Consider the following 15,369-nt stretch of genomic DNA (forward strand, 5'->3'; position numbering starts at 1 on the left):
AATTAATTTTAATGTTTTGATTTTGACACTCCCGGGCCTAAAGGCGTGGGGATTCTTGCTTCGCAGGGATTCCAATGAATTTACCCTCGGCAAGCATCTTGACCGTATGTCCTACGGCTGCAAGTCCTCGCTTGAGCACTACTTGTGCGGCTGCGACATCTCTGTCGGTTGTATAGCCGCAATTGTGACACGAGTGAGTTCGTTCTGATAACTCTTTTTTGCCTGTTTCGTTAAGGCAATTGGGACAGATTTGGCTAGTCTTTTTAGCCTCTACTTTCTGGAAATACACGCCGCGCTTAAAGCAAGTTTGCTCCAATATGTTGAAGAATTGCCCAAACCCAGCATCTAAGCAGTGCTTACCTAACGTCCCCGCTTTCAGTTCGACCAGATTAAGGTCTTCGACAAACACCATACCCGCGTCATCACAGATTTGATGTGACAACTTGCGATGCCAATCTTTTCGGCAGTTTCCCACGTATTCATGCAGCAAAGCGACTTTTTTCTGAGCCTTTTTCCAATTATTTGACCCGATTTTTTTTCTAGTAACGCGCTTTTGCAGCAATTTAAGCTTGCGTTCTGCGTCAGCAAAAAACCTCGTTCTTTTAATTAAAAGCCCGTTAGAAGTCGCAAGCAAATTAGTCAACCCTACATCAATTCCTACGGGATTGCCGTGAGGAATGATATCGGGAATTGAGACATCCCATTGCAAAGTCAACATTATATACCAGCCACTAGACCGTCTCACGACGCGAGCTTGTTTGACGCTTGCGCCCTGGGGGATGGGACGCGACTGACAAAATTTTATCGAGCCAATTCCAGGCAATTTAAAGCGGTTGCCTTGATGGAAAGTTGCCCCCAACTGTGGGAAACTCAAAGACCTCAAAGCCCCCTGTTTTTTGAACCGAGGAAACCCGTGATTTTGCTCCCACATACTGACGAAAGCTTTTTCCAATCTCCGCAGCGTTTGTTGCAACACCTGAGCGTTGACTCGCTGCAATGCGGGGCTGGTCTTCCTGTATGCTGTTAAAGCCTTGCACTGACTTGAATATGTTGGTCTAGGCACCTCAGCAGTAATAATATACTCGGAGCGAATGGAGCAAGAGTTGATCTGACATTTGCGTGAGTTGTACCAGTCTTTGCGTTCTCTTAGGGCATAGTTGTACACCTTGCGGCACTGTTCTAGCCAATCTTCAAAAACTGTTATTTGTGTCGCTGTGGGCTTCAACTTAAATTCAAACGTCAAATTAAACACTTGCTTCACCTCTTTGACTTAGTATACAGCAAGTCTACAAATCGTCTAAGGATTTCTTAGAACCCCTTAAAGTCGCCCGCTTATGGGCGAGGCTCCCACCCCAAAATTTTGGTAGATATAAACAAGAAGCTTGAAAAGTTGCCTATTTTATGATTAGCTACTTTTGGCGTCCATGCAACAGGGACACGATCGCCTGCTGTCGATCGTCGGCAGCTATTTTTTATTTTCCTTTGAAAACTTAATTATTTCTGTTTCCCCGAGGCAGCTTACCGAAACTCTCAGCAGGTTTTTGTATCCTGAGCTACCGCTTATTTATAAACTCTCATAGTCGTTCCGCTTTTGTACTTTTTATTGATCCCTGACGGCTTTATAAAGTTTTAACCTTTGTTTTTACCTATACAATGAGCCAGTACCGAGCTAATTGTTTCTATATATAACGAGATTATAAATAAATTATAAAATTTACTTATGCTCCGGGGATCGCTACAAGCCAGACAGAATAAAGGCTGGGGGGCTCTAAGGTAGGCTAGCTCTACAAAGGAGAATTAGAGATGAAAATGATTTCCCTAAGAACTTTTATGCAAACCTCCTTAACTTCACCTTTAACTTCAGCTTGTGGTCACTGCCGTCACTATACACCTGAGGGCAGACGCGGGGGTGTTTGCGCTCTACTAAGCGGGCCGGTTCAAAGTCACTGGAAAGCTTGTGCTTTAGCGGTTTCGCCTTTTAGGTCATCTTGGGAAAACATAGAAGAAATTGGAATGTGGCAAGAATCGACTCGGACGCTGCAGGATGCCACCGTTACTATTTCTGAGCGTCATGCCTGCCAGCTTACAGGCACAACGTTAACCGAAAAATCGGCAGCAGCAGTATCAGTTTAGTTAGTCCGCAGCAGGATAGCTAATACCATTTTCGATTTTCGATTGGGGAATCACTGATCGCTATCATGGTTTGCATCTGACAAAGCAGTTTCGTCCTTTTTGGGAACTGGTATCAATACTGACACTTTTGGACGATCGGGTGCATTTGACTTGACTAACTCATAAAAATCAGCAGCATCTACTTTCATCTGAGCGCACAAAAAAAACTGATTTCTCCATTCCGTTATGGCAGCCAAGGATATTGACTAAAATCAGGTTGCCGTTTTTCCAAAAAGGCTTGTTTGCCTTCGGCGCCTTCCTGGGTCATATAGTACAGCAAAGTGGCATTTCCCGCCAGTTCTTGCAAACCGGCTTGACCGTCGCAGTCGGCATTAAAAGCAGATTTCAAACAGCGAATCGCGATCGGACTTTTTTCTAGAATTTCCGCCGCCCATTGAATCCCTTCTAGTTCTAGTTGTTCGACGGGTACGACGCAGTTGACTAAACCCATTTCTAGGGCTTGCTGTGCGCTGTACTGGCGGCATAAAAACCAAATTTCTCTGGCTTTTTTCTGGCCGACAACTCTGGCGAGATAGCTAGCTCCGAAACCACCGTCGAAACTGCCGACTTTGGGGCCGGTCTGTCCGAAAATAGCATTGTCAGCAGCGATCGTCAAGTCGCAAATTAAGTGCAGAACGTGACCGCCTCCTATTGCGTAGCCTGCAACTAAAGCAATTACAACTTTGGGCATAGATCGAATCAACTTCTGCAAGTCGAGCACGTTCAACCGGGGTATGCCACCTTCATCTACATATCCCGCCGTACCCCGCACGCTTTGGTCGCCACCCGCGCAAAAGGCGTATTTGCCGTCTGTATGAGGCCCCGCACCTGTGAAAAGGACAACGCCGATTTTTGTATCTTCGCGGGCATCAGTAAAGGCATCGCACAGTTCCTGCACGGTTTTGGGACGGAAAGCGTTCCGTTTGTGAGGCCGATTGATGGTAATTTTGGCGGTGCCGCCACTTTTGTGATAGAGAATGTCTTCGTAGGTTTTGGCGGTTTGCCATTCAATTTGCATAATTAATCAATTTTAGATTTGAGACCGATCTGGGTCTATCAAGGCAGCGACAAGTCGCTTTTAGATTTTAGATGGATTAGGTTCAATGAGATACAAGGGTCGATCGACTCTTGCAAAAAAAATAAAGCGGGACTGAGGCAGAAACCTGGTTTTTCACCAACATACTCCGTGCCGCACTCTTGGTAGGGGTTAAAGAACCCGGTTTTTGAGGGTAAGAGCGCCCAATTCCCATCTCAATTGGAAACAGCGTCAAATCCTCGAAATCCTCTCTCACTACTTTTACTGGCCCAAAATTTATATGCCCTGGATTATTTGCGGACTAAAATACTCAGCAAGTGCTTTGCTGCTTTGCCAAATACCGGATCGCGGGACTCGAATTCGCTGGGATCGAGTAAAGCTTGAACTTCGCTAAAAGCTTCTGAGTCGAGGGTTCCTTCTTTAGTAAATAAAGTGTCTATGACTGCAATGTGTCTGGAGTCGAGGCCGAGCCGATTGGCGATCGACTGTAAGTACATTTGCTCCCGCATATCGATGTGTCCGTCGGCCGCTGACATTTCATAGCCGGAACCGATAAGCAACAGTTTTTCTGATTCTGAGAAGAAAGCTGTCAGGGTTAGTAATTCCGTGGGGTTGAAGTAAACCTGCTGTTTGGAGACTCCTTTGACAAGGCGCTGAATTAGTTCTACCCGATCGCGGTCGCCGCTGGCAAAGGCTTTGAGAGTCTTTTGCAGCCGTTCTTCTTCTTCAACTGCGATCGTCCTGTCAATAATCATCACTCCGCGCAGGATGGAAATTAGAGCAGTCAGAAACACTACCAAAGGAGTGATATCTTGTTCGCGCAGCTTTTGCCGAGTAATGCGGCACAACAGCTCAACAATTTCAGTGGTGATCGTGGTGGTGTCCATAATTAAAAATGACTTTCTATTAAGCTGTAATGTAACTTTCTTTCTCGATCTTAAGTTTTTCTGTGACGTAGGTATGACGTGAATTCCAAAACTGAGCCGTTGTCTATTAGTGATACTACTTATTTTATTCACAAACGCTGGATGGCTAGGGCTGTGGAATTGGCGCAAGCAGCCGGTGATGCTGGTGAAGTACCTGTTGGTGCTACCATTGTTGACCGTACTGGCAAATTGATTGCCGAAGCGCAAAATCGGCGAGAGCGAGACTGCGATCCGACTGCTCACGCTGAAATCTTGGCTTTGCGGGCTGCCGGCCAAGTTTTGCAAGACTGGCATCTTAACCAATGCACGCTCTATGTAACCCTGGAGCCTTGCCCGATGTGTGCTGGTGCGATCGTCCAAGCTCGGATTGGTCTGCTGGTATACGGAGCAGATGACCCGAAAACTGGCACGATTCGGACTGCAGCTAATATTCCCGATAGCGCGCATTCGTGTCACCGCTTAGAGGTGCTCGGCGGTATTATGGAGTCTGTTTGCCGCGATCAGTTGCTTTCTTGGTTTGAAGCACGCCGCAAAATTTAACAGGTAAAATTTTTTACTCTCTTCTAGGCGAGGTTTAATCGAAATTGACCCTTTAACTGAAATAATAGATCCGTAATTGCCCCCTCCAGCTTTCCAGGCGGCCGACTGCTCTGTATTAGTGCTGTCCGGTTGGCTGAGGTTTTACCTGTTAGAGATGATCTCTTGCGGGCGCGATCGCTCGATCGGTACAAGGCCAATAGCAAAACTGTCCCGACCCAAAAACTAAAGATTTGTCCAATCACTTACTTTAGATTTTAGATCTCGAGAAAGCAGCTTAATTGCTATGCCCCACACCGCCAGGATCGCCGTTGAGTCCAGTAAATTATCTCTAGTGAAGCCAATGCCTGCCAAGGTAGCATCTAATACCTCTCGCGTTTCTCCTTGGTTAACCTCCTTGCTCTATCCGCTAGGTCACTATGTTGTCCTACCGTTTCATTTTGGCAAGATTGAGATAACCGGACAGGAGCACTTGCCCAAAGACGGGCCTGTCATCTTAGCCCCTACGCACCGCTCCCGGTGGGATGCCCTGATGATGCCTTATTCAACTGGACAGAAGGTGACTGGACGCGATTTGCGGTTTATGGTAACTGCTGATGAGGTCAAAGGACTGCAAGGTTGGTTCATCAGAAATTTGGGAGGGTTTCCTGTGGATCTCAAGCATCCGGCAATTGGCACTCTCCGTTATGGGGTGGAACTACTCCTCGACAGGGAAATGTTGGTGATTTTTCCCGAAGGTGGCATTTTTCAGGATGGCGAAGTTCATCCGATTAAGCCGGGATTGGCTCGTTTGGCAATGCAAGCAGAGTTGAGCAAACCGGGTTTGGGGGTAAAAATTGTACCGATGAGTATCCGCTATCGCCCCCGTATTCCTCAATGGGGTGCTCAGGTAAAAATTGCGATCGGTGCTCCGATTTCCGTGGCGGATTATGCCAATGGTGGCGGTGGTAAAAAAGAAGCACGATTGTTGAGTGCCCAGCTCGAAATGGATCTTAAAAAGCTGGATGAAAGTTGAGGAGAAGAAGGAAGTTCGGCAACGGATTATGTAACGGATGTAACGGATGTCAGGAAGAAGGAAGTTCGGCAACGGATTATGTAACGGATGTAACGGATGTCAGTCCGATGTCAGTCCGATGGCAGTCGGAAGAAGGAAGGAGGAAGAAGGAAGAAGGAAGAAGGAAGAAGGAAGAAGGAAGAAGGAAGAAGGAAGAAGGAAGAAGGAAGAAGGAAGAGGGAAGAAGGAAGAAGGAAGAAGGAAGAAGGAAGAGGGAAGAAGGAAGAAGGAATTATGATATAATGTTTTCGGGTGCTGTGGAGAGATGCAGCACTTATTTGGCTGCTTTGTTATGTCTGTATTAAGTGTGAGCATTAATGGATTGTGCTTTGAACTTTAAGCCTGGTCAAATTGTTAGTTTAGAATGTGGAGATGCGTGCCTGCATTCCGAGGTGATCCAAGTGGTTGAGGCACGTCAAGTTTGTTGGGTGCGCCCTTTGATGTTAGTTGTATCGGCGTCGGGGAAGGATTTATCGGCAGAATACACTTTATCCGATTTGCGAAATGGTGCTGATTTGCTTTGGCCGCTGAGCTTGTTTCGGGAGGCTTTTGATACTGAGGTAATTTCACTGTTGACTGAGTTGCACTCTCTGGATGCTGAGAAAAAGGATGGTGCGATCGCATCTCGGCAACTTAGAGATTTTGTCGATCGAGTTTGGGAAGCTTTTCCGAGTGCTTTTCATTAATCACATATCTGGCGTTTTGTCTATTAGTCCGCCAGGGGTTGAAAACCCCTGTCTAATAGCTAAATCCCTCGCTATGAGGACTGATATATTATCTATTCTTCACAGTCCGCGCAGGTGGGCTTTGTTTGTCTGGAAGCGATTTCAATCGCCGAATTTTTGCAGACTCTTATACTAAAATACGGCCTGTGAAAGCTCTTCGGGGTTGAGATTGTTATGAATAACTTTCCCATCGCGGAACCAGACAACGCGGCGAGTTTGGCGTGCTACTTCGGGTTCGTGCGTTACCATAACAACAGTCATGCCGCTTTCGTTGAATTCTGTAAAAATATCCATTACTTCTTGAGTTGTTTTTGTATCCAATGCACCTGTAGGTTCATCAGCCAGCAGCAATACAGGACGGTTGACAATAGCCCTGGCGATGGCTACGCGCTGCTGCTGTCCTCCTGATAGTTGATTCGGTCTGTTTTGCAGCCGACTTTCCAAGCCTACTTTTGTTAAAGCATCTACTCCCCGTTCGCGTCTTTCTGCTGCGGGAATGCCGGCATATACCATCGGTAACATGACATTTTCTAACGCGGTCAATTGAGGTAACAGGTGAAATTGTTGGAATACAAAACCTAATTTTAAATTGCGAATTCCGGCTAATTCTTCTTCGGGCATTTGGGCGACATCTACGCCGTCTAAGTAGTAACTGCCGCTCGTAGGTCGATCGAGACAGCCGATAATATTCATAGCTGTAGATTTGCCGGAACCCGACGCGCCCATAATCGAGCAATATTCTCCTTGTCTTACGGTCAAGCTGACGCCGTTTAAGGCGCGAACTTCCAGGTCGCCAATCCCGTAAACTTTTGTTACCTCTTCCAGACCGACAACAACGGGCTTTGAGAGGACTTGCGGGTCGAGGTCTTGGTATGTATCGGTTTGTAGTTCAGGCATTTTTTTTCTGTGCGATCGACACAACTAACTACTAAGTTAACACTTCTTATCGATTTTGGCGGGTGGAAGGGCGATCGTTTGGACGCTAATTTCAGTATCAGGCGTCATTGCAAATGCAGCGGATTGGAGTGAACCAATCCCGAAGAATGGAGATTGCTTCGCGACTTTAAACAAGTCGGACAAGTTGTAATTATGGGACTTACACAAGGGTGGTGAGAAACCGGGTTTTTTCACGAAAATCATTCGCTACAGCGCGCATAAACCATAAAAAACGCGGTTTCTGTGGTCTTGATGCGTAAGCCCTAAATTAAACTATTTGTCGCTTAAATGCTCTCAGGATCGATGTTCAATTCGCGCAGTTTTGCTGCCAAACGTTCTGCCCTTTGAGCTTCTTGTTCGGCTCTTTGAGCTTCTTGTTCGGCTCTTTGAGCTTCTTGTTCGGCACGCTGGCGGTTTAATTCCCCCTGTTCCTCCAATTCCGCATAGGAAAGAAACCTTTGTCCATCGGGTCGATATATTTCTAACCCAGCTTCGCCCAAATCAAATCGCACTCCCAATCTCGGACTTACCCAGCCCTCCATCGGCTCAATTAATTCTAAGTTTCCTTCAATTCTTTGCCAACCGCTCAAATCGTTGTTTTCGGGATCGTAAAGGTAATATTCATCGACTCCATAGCGATTGTAAAATGAAAGTTTTTTGTACATCTTGGTTTGTCTATCGTTGTGAGAGCGAATCTCAAACGCAACTTGGGGAGCAATATTATCTTCGTTAAATTGCAGGTAGGAACGTCGATCGCCCTTTGGTCTGCCAAATATTACCATGACATCGGGTGCTTGAGAAATGTCTGGTCTACCTTCAACTGGATACCACAGTAAATCGGCTGCTACAAACACGTTTGGGTGGTTTTTAAACAGCGATTCGCAACCTTCTTTGATTTTGACAATTAATTTGTATTGAATTGTGCTATCTGCCATTGGTTGACCGTCGCTGCATGGATAAATAATTTCTTCGGTCGTGACTTGCATAGTGGTTGTCTCCGAGAACTATCTGATATTAATTATACTATTTTTTGAACTAGCATAATTTGTAGATACTTTTTTTGTTGAGATTACAGCTTCTCTAATTCGGTCAACTTTTCCTAGGAAAACAGGGAGAGTTGTTTACCTTGAGTATCATCTGATTGAGGGCATTGTTTGAGGATAGGTAAGAGTTCTGGGTCATCTTTCCACCCCCGTACTAATTCTTGGACTGCTGTTTGTCGCACAACAGAATTATCGTCAGATTGAGCCAGTTGTTTGAGCAAAGGTAAGGTTTCTGGGTCATTTTTCCACTCCCGTACTAATTCTTGAACTGCTGTTTGTCGCACAACAGAATTCTCGTCAAATTGAGCGCGTTGTTTGAGCCAAGATAAGGTTGTGGGGTCATTTTTCCACCCCCGTACTAATTCTTGAACTGCTGTTTTTCGCACAGCAGAATCATAGTGTGATTGAGCGCGTTGTTTGATCCGAGGTAAGGTTTTGAGGGGATCTTTCCACCCCCATGCTAATTCTGGGACTGCTGAAGAGCGCACAGCAGGATTATCATCAGATTGAGCCACTTGTGTGAAGAGAGGTAAGGTTTCGGGGTCATCTTTCCACCCCCGTGCTAATTCTTGGACTGCTGAAGAGCGCACAACCGAATTATGGTCTGATTGAGTCAGTTGTTTGAGCCAAGGTAAGGTTTCGGGGTCATCTTTCCACCTCCGTGCTACTTCTTGGACTGCTGAAGAGCGCACAACCGAATTATGGTCTGATTGAGCCAGTTGTTTGAGCCAAGGTAAGGTTTCGGGGTCATCTTTCCACCCCCGTGCTATTTCTTGGAATGCTGCACGTCGCCCATCCGAATCATCGTCAGATTGAGCGAATTGTTTGAGGATAGGTAAGGTTTCGGGGTCATCTTTCCACTCCCGTGCTATTTCTTGGACTGCGCCACGTCGCACAACCGAATTATGGTCTGATTGAGCCAGTTGTTTGAGGATAGGTAAGGTTTCGGGGTCATCTTTCCACCCCCGTACTAATTCTTGGACTGCTGCACGTCGCACATCCGAATTATGGTCAGATTGAGCGAATTGTTTGAGGATAGGTAAGGTTTCGGGGTCATCTTTCCAACCCCGTACTAATTCTTGGACTGCTGAATAGCGCACAGCCAAATTCTCGTCAAATTGAGCCAGTTGTTTGAGGATAGGTAAGGTTTCGGGGTCATCTTTCCACCCCCGTACTAATTCTTGGACTGCTGTTTTTCGCAGATTTGAATTATGGTCAGATTGAGCGCCTTGTTTGAGGATAGGTAAGGTTTCGGGGTCATCTTTCCACCCCCGTACTAATTCTTGGACTGCTGTTTGTCGCACATCCCAATTATCGTCAGATTGAGCGCGTTGTTGGAGCCAAGGTAAGGTTTCTGCATCATCTTTCCACCGCCGTGCTATTTCTTGGACTGCGCCACGTCGCACAACCGAATTATGGTCTGATTGAGCCAGTTGTTTGAGCCAAGTTAAGGTTTCGGGGTCATCTTTCCACCCCCGTACTAATTCTTGGACTGCTGCACGTCGCACATCCGAATTATGGTCAGATTGAGCGAATTGTTTGAGGATAGGTAAGGTTTCGGGGTCATCTTTCCAACCCCGTACTAATTCTTGGACTGCTGAATAGCGCACAGCCAAATTCTCGTCAAATTGAGCCAGTTGTTTGACGATAGGTAAGGTTTCAGGGTCATCTTTCCACCCCCGTGCTAATTCTTGGACTGCTGCACGTCGCACATCCCAATTATCGTCAGATTGAGCGCGTTGTTTGAGCCAAGGTAAGGTTTCCGGGTCATCTTTCCACCCCCGTGCTATTTCTTGGACTGCTGAAGAGCGCACATCCCCCTTAGCGTCAGATTGAGCGCGTTGTTTGAGCCAAGGTAAGGTTTCCGAGTCATCTTTCCACCCCCGTACTAATTCTTGGACTGCTGAAGAGCGCACATACCAATTAGCGTCAGATTGAGCGCATTGTTTGAGGATAGGTAAGGTTTCGGAGTCATTTTTCCACCCCCGTACTAATTTTTGGACTGCGCCACGTCGCACATCCCAATTATCGTCTAATTGAGCGCGTTGCTTGAGCCAAGGTAAGGTTTCCGGGTCATCTTTCCAAGTTGCTGCTACTGCTGCTACTGCTTGAGTGCGAATTTTCCTAACTAGATTGATATTTTTTGTATCACGAAAATGATAGTCATTGAGGTCATACTTTGTTAACTCTTTTAAGCGTTCCAGCAATTGACTCTCAACCGCAGCAATCACATTTCTATCCCTCACCTCATCCAAACACTTCGCCGCCAAAAACAGATTGCGGAACTTTTGCCCTTCCCCATCCTGCTCACTCAAAAACTTAATCAATTTCCCTGTAAACTTTCCATCAATCAATCCCGCAATCAAGCACAAAACTTCCTGCCAAGATTCATCATCCCAGTGCTTGCCAAAAACTTCGGTTTTCAACTCATCTAAACAAAGTGGGCGCGTTTTTTTAAATCGATATACCACCTCCGACGCACAGAAATATTCCAAAAAAGTTCGATGCACAAATCCGTAACTATCCGCACCCAAATAACATAAAATAAAGTTGCGAGTTCGCAGTTGATAAATTATCAACCTTGCCCGATCTTTCGGTTTGTCGAAATCTTTATTCTTTAGATATGCTGTCAGGGTATTCTCCAAATCTCCCGCACTAATAATATTGCCAGCTAAGCCTTCAGGTGCGGCTTGCATTTCGTAAGCGACTCGCCGCAGCATTTCTTGCTTATCTTTAGCATCAATAGTTTTCGGATCGAGCCTGCTATCCTCTACTAAAGACCTTTCTACATCCCATTCATACAGCAATACCCGCGAAGCTTGATTGTAAAGTTCCGCCCTGTCTCTCGGCAATTCTTGCCCGCGATTTAAAATCGCCATAATCGTTAACAATAAAGGATTTCCAGCTAAATCTCGAATCGTTGATGAATACGCTAATGCTCTTTTCATGCGATCGCGAATTCGCGCTTTTTCCCCAACATCAGTAAAAGTTAATTCGTGCCAGCGGCCAACAAAATCCTGAATTTGTTCCGCGTTCAAATCTTGGAGAATAAAGTGATGAAACTCTGCATCTTGCAACCGTTGAGGTTTGTAACCAATAATCCGAGACGTGACAATCACTCGCACGCGGGGATACTCATTGGTAAACCGATGAATCGCCGTAATTACATCTTCTCGTTTCCCGGCATCGAAAATTTCATCTAACCCGTCGAACATCACCACAGCATCGCCTGCTTTAAGCTGTTCCTGCAATTGATGCTGATTCAAGTGACAAATTGAACCGGGACTTTGATGGAAAAATTCCAGGAAGTTCTTGCAATGTCCTGATTCCCCGCTGCGAATGTAAGTCCGCAATTCTATTAGCAGCGGAATCGGCAGAGATGTCACGCTATTTAAGGGCGATCTCGCCCAGTTTAATGCTAAATATTGTAACAGAGTAGACTTGCCAGAACCCGGATCGCCTAAAATAACAATGTAGGGATACTTTTGCTTGTCATTGATAATATCTAACACGGGTACGATCGGCTGAGAAAAATAACCGCGCCGATATTTCTCTAAATTTTCTAGATCGATCGCGTCTAATTGATTGCTGTCTTGCAGCCGCCGTTGATGTTCTTTAGGAATTTCGTAAGCTTGGGGCACAAATGATTCGTAAATCGATCGCACATCTTGGAAAATAAAGATTTGCCAAACCTTCAGTTTTTCCCGATAATCGTAGGTATTGGGATCGACGCTGCTTAAATTGAGATTGCTGTAACGCTCGCACAGAGCTTCTTGATATTGCCTCAAGTCAAATTCGGGGATAATCCCCGCCGTTTCTTGAGTATTTTTCTGAATTCTCTCCAGATTTTGAGCATTCAAGATATCGCGCAAGTCTTTTGAGTCAAAGAGAATTCCTTGAACTTCTTCGAGATACTGATTAGCGATTCTTTCCCACTTAAATCTTCCTGGTAAAGGAGTTAAATCTAGTTGATTCCAGGTTTGTTCCAGAAGTTCTGCATCGAGAGATTCGCGATCGCTCTCAAAAGCCTTGCCCAAAATTTCCTTAACAGACTTGTTATTGATAAACTGTTTAACATCTTGAATATACCCCTTACTTTCCTCGGGGGAAAGGCTGCCGTTTTTTAACTGCCGTTGCACCAACTCCAGAAACTTTTTGATCGCTTGGCCCGCTGCGACTTTTCGCGGGTCTTTTTCGCCTAATAAGACGTTTTTCAGGGAATCTTTAAAAAAATCTTTAGCAAAATCCTTCGCGCCGTCTTTGACTAAATCTTCTAATATGGGTTTAACGAGAATGCCTACTGCTTCCGTTGCTCCCCAGAGTACCAGCCACTCGATCATAAAGCTAGCCCGAGAATTAATTTATCTTTATAATATAGCAATTATCAAGGATTGATGAAATTCTCCAAAACTGTAGGGTAATAATCTCCCCTGATTGGCCCGATAGGTTAGGGTAGTATCAGTTTTCTATCGCTGCGCTGCGATTAGCCCCGATCCCCCCTGATTGTTGCCCCCTACTACCCCTTAAAAATCGGGAAGAGCATCAAAGTTGCGCTTTTTTACAGGGATTTACGGGAGTTCGACTCGGCTATAACGAGCGATCGACAATTAGGTCTTTCCTTCTTGGTAGCGCTCTCAAAAGAGTAAAATTTTTATATTTTTTTTGTCGTTTGCTTGTGTTATACTCTAATAATGGGAGTGTGAGCAATTTTATATTAAGGCACAGATTCCTATTGTTTAATAGTACCTGGTAAATGGCAAAAAGTAAAGTAGTTGACCCCAAAAAAAACAAAAAATTTTTGAGATATCATTAAGAAAAGTAAAGCGTAAAATTGGTAAGTTGGCGATAAAAAGGTACAGACAATTATGACATACGACTACGACTTGTTTGTGATAGGTGCGGGTTCCGGCGGATTAGCGAGTTCCAAGCGAGCAGCATCCTACGGCGCAAAAGTGGCGATCGCCGAAAATGACTTAGTAGGCGGAACCTGCGTAATTCGCGGCTGTGTCCCCAAAAAACTGATGGTGTACGCCTCAACATTTTCGCACCTTTATGAAGATGCGGTGGGCTACGGTTGGAGTCCAGTAGAAAGCAGCTTCGATTGGGAAAAACTCATCACCACAGTAGATGCAGAAGTGCGGCGGCTGAGCAAACTGCACATCAGCTTCCTCGAAAAAGCCGGAGTCGAATTAATCTCAGGATACGCCAAATTTATTGACCCCCATACCGTCGAAGTTGGTGACAAAAAATTTACCGCAGCCAAAATCTTAATAGCAGTCGGCGGAGAAGCCAGAAGAGTCCCAATTCCCGGCATCGAACACGCGATTACCTCCCGCGAAATCTTCCTCCAAAAAGAGCAGCCAAAACGGTTTGCCATTTGGGGGGGCGGCTACATCGGCGTCGAATTTGCTTGCATTATGAATGGGTTGGGAAGCCAAGTAACTCAAATCATCCGCAGCGAGTTAATTTTGAACGACTTCGACACAGAAATTAGCACCAACGTGCAAGAAGGAATGATTAAGCACGGAATAAACATTTTGACCGAAAGCTCGATCAACCACATTGAGAAAACTCCAGAAGGCTTAAAAATAACTTTGTCGGGAAAATCCGAAGGAACGCTAGTAGTAGACGCGCTGTTGTGCGCTACCGGGCGCTTGCCCAACTTGGACAAATTGGCTTTAGAAAATGCGGGGGTAGAAATCGATAATTGTGCGATCGCAGTTACCAAAGACAGCCGCACCAGTCAGCCGCACATTTTTGCTGTCGGAGATTGCACCAACCGCATCAATTTAACGCCAATTGCGATCGCCGAAGGACGCGCTTTTGCAGATACTGAATTTGGCAACAATCCGAGAGCAATCAGTTACGAAAATGTACCCTCAGCGGTATTTTCGCAGCCGGAAGCGGGTAGCGTCGGCTTAAACGAAGTGCAGGCTAGAGCAAAGTTTCCCGACTCAATTAAGTGCTACACAGCCAAGTTTCGGCCGATGTTTCACGCTTTGACAGGTGCAGACGAGAAAACTTTTGTCAAGTTAATCGTTGAAACTAATACTGACAGAGTTTTGGGCGTGCACATGGTTGGGAAAGACGCGGGCGAGATTATTCAAGGAATGGCGATCGCTGTTAATATGGGAGCTACGAAGAAAGACTTCGACGCGACTATTGGCATTCACCCATCGACTGCTGAAGAGTTTGTTACTTTGCGGTAAAGCGGGCGAAGCAGCCAGGGGTTTAAACCCCTGGCTAATAGCTAAAGTCGGTTAAAACTGACTCAAGAAAACTATTTTGAAGAACAGGCAGGATGCCTGTTCCACAAAACAATTTAATTTTCTGGTTGTGGGGTGGGCGTCCCGCCCGCCCAAAAATACAATTTAGATACAAAACAGCTTATTAATGAGTAATTCAACCAAACAAAACAAAATTTTAGCATTCTATCTCGGTCAGCAGCCTGATTCACAAGGTCGGGCGCTCGACCATATTTGGTCGTGGGATTACCAGAAGCTGGAATCCGTGCACAATTACATTCAATGGCTGTTTCCGCTGAGAGAAAAGAGCCGCTTTAATTCCACTGCTCCTACTTTAAATGATGAGGTAATTCAAGCTTTTAGAACAAGTGAAGAGTTGAGAAGTCGCTTAGTCAAATCTCTAAAAGTCATGCTGGCATTTTACGGGCTGGAATGCCGCGAAGGGGAAAACGCAGAAATAGTAATTGCCAAATCAGACGAATATTTGTCAAGAAAAAGAGAGTGGATTGAACCCTTTAATCACAACTACCTGCGGCTGACTAGGATTCTTACAAGTTTGACAGAGTTGGGATTGAAGAATTATGCTTTGGCTCTTTTTAGATGTTTGGATGAGATATATAATGAAAATCAAGAAATTATTGGTTTAAAAACTTATACATATTGGAAAAATGCTGTAAATAGTTAGAATCGATATT

14 protein-coding genes are annotated in these 15,369 nt (G+C 45.3%); 7 read left to right on the forward strand and 7 right to left on the reverse strand.

The annotated features are described in order from the left end of the window. Nucleotides 1–37 precede the first annotated feature (37 nt). A complete protein-coding gene (locus tag D0A37_RS05125) occupies nucleotides 38–1,252 on the reverse strand; it encodes an RNA-guided endonuclease InsQ/TnpB family protein (RefSeq protein WP_242721907.1) in 1,215 nt (404 codons plus the stop codon). Between the two features lie 551 nt (nucleotides 1,253–1,803). On the opposite strand from D0A37_RS05125, the gene D0A37_RS05130 reads away from it, so the two are divergent. After that, nucleotides 1,804–2,133, forward strand: coding sequence for a hypothetical protein (locus tag D0A37_RS05130; protein ID WP_242721909.1), 330 nt, complete (start codon nucleotides 1,804–1,806; stop codon nucleotides 2,131–2,133). A 50-nt stretch (nucleotides 2,134–2,183) separates the two neighbouring features. Here the strand turns inward: D0A37_RS05130 and D0A37_RS05135 are convergent, their stop codons facing one another. From D0A37_RS05135 to D0A37_RS05145, 3 genes are all read right to left on the reverse strand, one after another. Then, complete coding sequence (locus tag D0A37_RS05135) at nucleotides 2,184–2,369, reverse strand: hypothetical protein (RefSeq protein ID WP_242721911.1); 186 nt, start codon at nucleotides 2,367–2,369, stop codon at nucleotides 2,184–2,186. Continuing rightward, nucleotides 2,357–3,190, reverse strand: a complete 834-nt coding sequence (gene menB, locus D0A37_RS05140) for a 1,4-dihydroxy-2-naphthoyl-CoA synthase (RefSeq protein ID WP_242721913.1) — start codon at nucleotides 3,188–3,190, stop codon at nucleotides 2,357–2,359. The genes D0A37_RS05135 and menB overlap by 13 nt, the downstream gene beginning before the upstream one ends. 308 nt (nucleotides 3,191–3,498) lie before the next feature. Beyond that, nucleotides 3,499–4,095, reverse strand: coding sequence for a TerB family tellurite resistance protein (locus D0A37_RS05145; protein ID WP_242721915.1), 597 nt, complete (start codon nucleotides 4,093–4,095; stop codon nucleotides 3,499–3,501). 78 nt (nucleotides 4,096–4,173) lie between these two features. On the opposite strand from D0A37_RS05145, the gene tadA reads away from it, so the two are divergent. The 4 genes from tadA (at nucleotide 4,174) to D0A37_RS05165 (ending at nucleotide 6,411) form a co-directional block, all read left to right on the forward strand. Next, on the forward strand, nucleotides 4,174–4,674 hold the full coding sequence (tadA, locus tag D0A37_RS05150; protein ID WP_445242483.1) for a tRNA adenosine(34) deaminase TadA: 501 nt from the start codon (nucleotides 4,174–4,176) through the stop codon (nucleotides 4,672–4,674). Between the two features lie 340 nt (nucleotides 4,675–5,014). Then, nucleotides 5,015–5,686, forward strand: coding sequence for a lysophospholipid acyltransferase family protein (locus D0A37_RS05155; RefSeq protein WP_242721917.1), 672 nt, complete (start codon nucleotides 5,015–5,017; stop codon nucleotides 5,684–5,686). Further along, nucleotides 5,683–6,030, forward strand: a complete 348-nt coding sequence (locus D0A37_RS05160) for a hypothetical protein (RefSeq protein WP_242721920.1) — start codon at nucleotides 5,683–5,685, stop codon at nucleotides 6,028–6,030. The genes D0A37_RS05155 and D0A37_RS05160 overlap by 4 nt, the downstream gene beginning before the upstream one ends. A gap of 24 nt (nucleotides 6,031–6,054) precedes the next feature. Then, nucleotides 6,055–6,411 (forward strand): hypothetical protein, encoded by a 357-nt coding sequence (locus D0A37_RS05165; RefSeq protein WP_445242484.1) that lies wholly within the window; start codon nucleotides 6,055–6,057, stop codon nucleotides 6,409–6,411. Nucleotides 6,412–6,582: 171 nt separating this feature from the next. On the opposite strand, the gene D0A37_RS05170 is transcribed toward D0A37_RS05165, so the two are convergent. The 3 genes from D0A37_RS05170 to D0A37_RS05180 form a co-directional block, all read right to left on the reverse strand. Continuing rightward, nucleotides 6,583–7,347 carry an ABC transporter ATP-binding protein gene (locus D0A37_RS05170; RefSeq protein WP_242721926.1) on the reverse strand — a complete coding sequence of 255 codons (765 nt, stop codon included), beginning with the start codon at nucleotides 7,345–7,347 and terminating at the stop codon, nucleotides 6,583–6,585. 323 nt (nucleotides 7,348–7,670) lie between these two features. Further along, nucleotides 7,671–8,372: a Uma2 family endonuclease gene (locus D0A37_RS05175; protein WP_242721928.1), complete on the reverse strand. Its 702-nt coding sequence runs from the start codon at nucleotides 8,370–8,372 to the stop codon at nucleotides 7,671–7,673. Nucleotides 8,373–8,485: 113 nt separating this feature from the next. Then, a complete protein-coding gene (locus D0A37_RS05180) occupies nucleotides 8,486–12,769 on the reverse strand; it encodes a HEAT repeat domain-containing protein (RefSeq protein WP_242721931.1) in 4,284 nt (1,427 codons plus the stop codon). A gap of 525 nt (nucleotides 12,770–13,294) precedes the next feature. Between D0A37_RS05180 and gor the strand changes: the two genes are divergently transcribed. Together gor and D0A37_RS05190 are read left to right on the forward strand one after the other, a co-directional pair. Continuing rightward, nucleotides 13,295–14,638 carry a glutathione-disulfide reductase gene (gene gor, locus D0A37_RS05185; RefSeq protein ID WP_242721934.1) on the forward strand — a complete coding sequence of 448 codons (1,344 nt, stop codon included), beginning with the start codon at nucleotides 13,295–13,297 and terminating at the stop codon, nucleotides 14,636–14,638. 184 nt (nucleotides 14,639–14,822) lie between these two features. Beyond that, entirely contained in the window at nucleotides 14,823–15,359 is a 537-nt protein-coding gene (locus D0A37_RS05190) for an opioid growth factor receptor-related protein (RefSeq protein ID WP_242721938.1), read from the forward strand. Nucleotides 15,360–15,369 lie beyond the last annotated feature (10 nt).

It is taken from the genome of Microcoleus vaginatus HSN003 (assembly GCF_022701255.1).
GTDB lineage: Bacteria > Cyanobacteriota > Cyanobacteriia > Cyanobacteriales > Microcoleaceae > Microcoleus > Microcoleus vaginatus_B.

Bases quoted from the DNA above. Each gene is read 5' to 3' on its own strand.
- D0A37_RS05130 (WP_242721909.1), top strand. From the start codon at position 1,804: ATGAAAATGATTTCCCTAAGAACTTTTATGCAAACCTCCTTAACTTCA.
- menB (WP_242721913.1), bottom strand. From the start codon at position 3,190: ATGCAAATTGAATGGCAAACCGCCAAAACCTACGAAGACATTCTCTAT.
- D0A37_RS05145 (WP_242721915.1), bottom strand. From the start codon at position 4,095: ATGGACACCACCACGATCACCACTGAAATTGTTGAGCTGTTGTGCCGC.
- D0A37_RS05155 (WP_242721917.1), top strand. From the start codon at position 5,015: ATGCCTGCCAAGGTAGCATCTAATACCTCTCGCGTTTCTCCTTGGTTA.
- D0A37_RS05170 (WP_242721926.1), bottom strand. From the start codon at position 7,347: ATGCCTGAACTACAAACCGATACATACCAAGACCTCGACCCGCAAGTC.
- D0A37_RS05175 (WP_242721928.1), bottom strand. From the start codon at position 8,372: ATGCAAGTCACGACCGAAGAAATTATTTATCCATGCAGCGACGGTCAA.
- D0A37_RS05180 (WP_242721931.1), bottom strand. From the start codon at position 12,769: ATGATCGAGTGGCTGGTACTCTGGGGAGCAACGGAAGCAGTAGGCATT.
- gor (WP_242721934.1), top strand. From the start codon at position 13,295: ATGACATACGACTACGACTTGTTTGTGATAGGTGCGGGTTCCGGCGGA.
- D0A37_RS05190 (WP_242721938.1), top strand. From the start codon at position 14,823: ATGAGTAATTCAACCAAACAAAACAAAATTTTAGCATTCTATCTCGGT.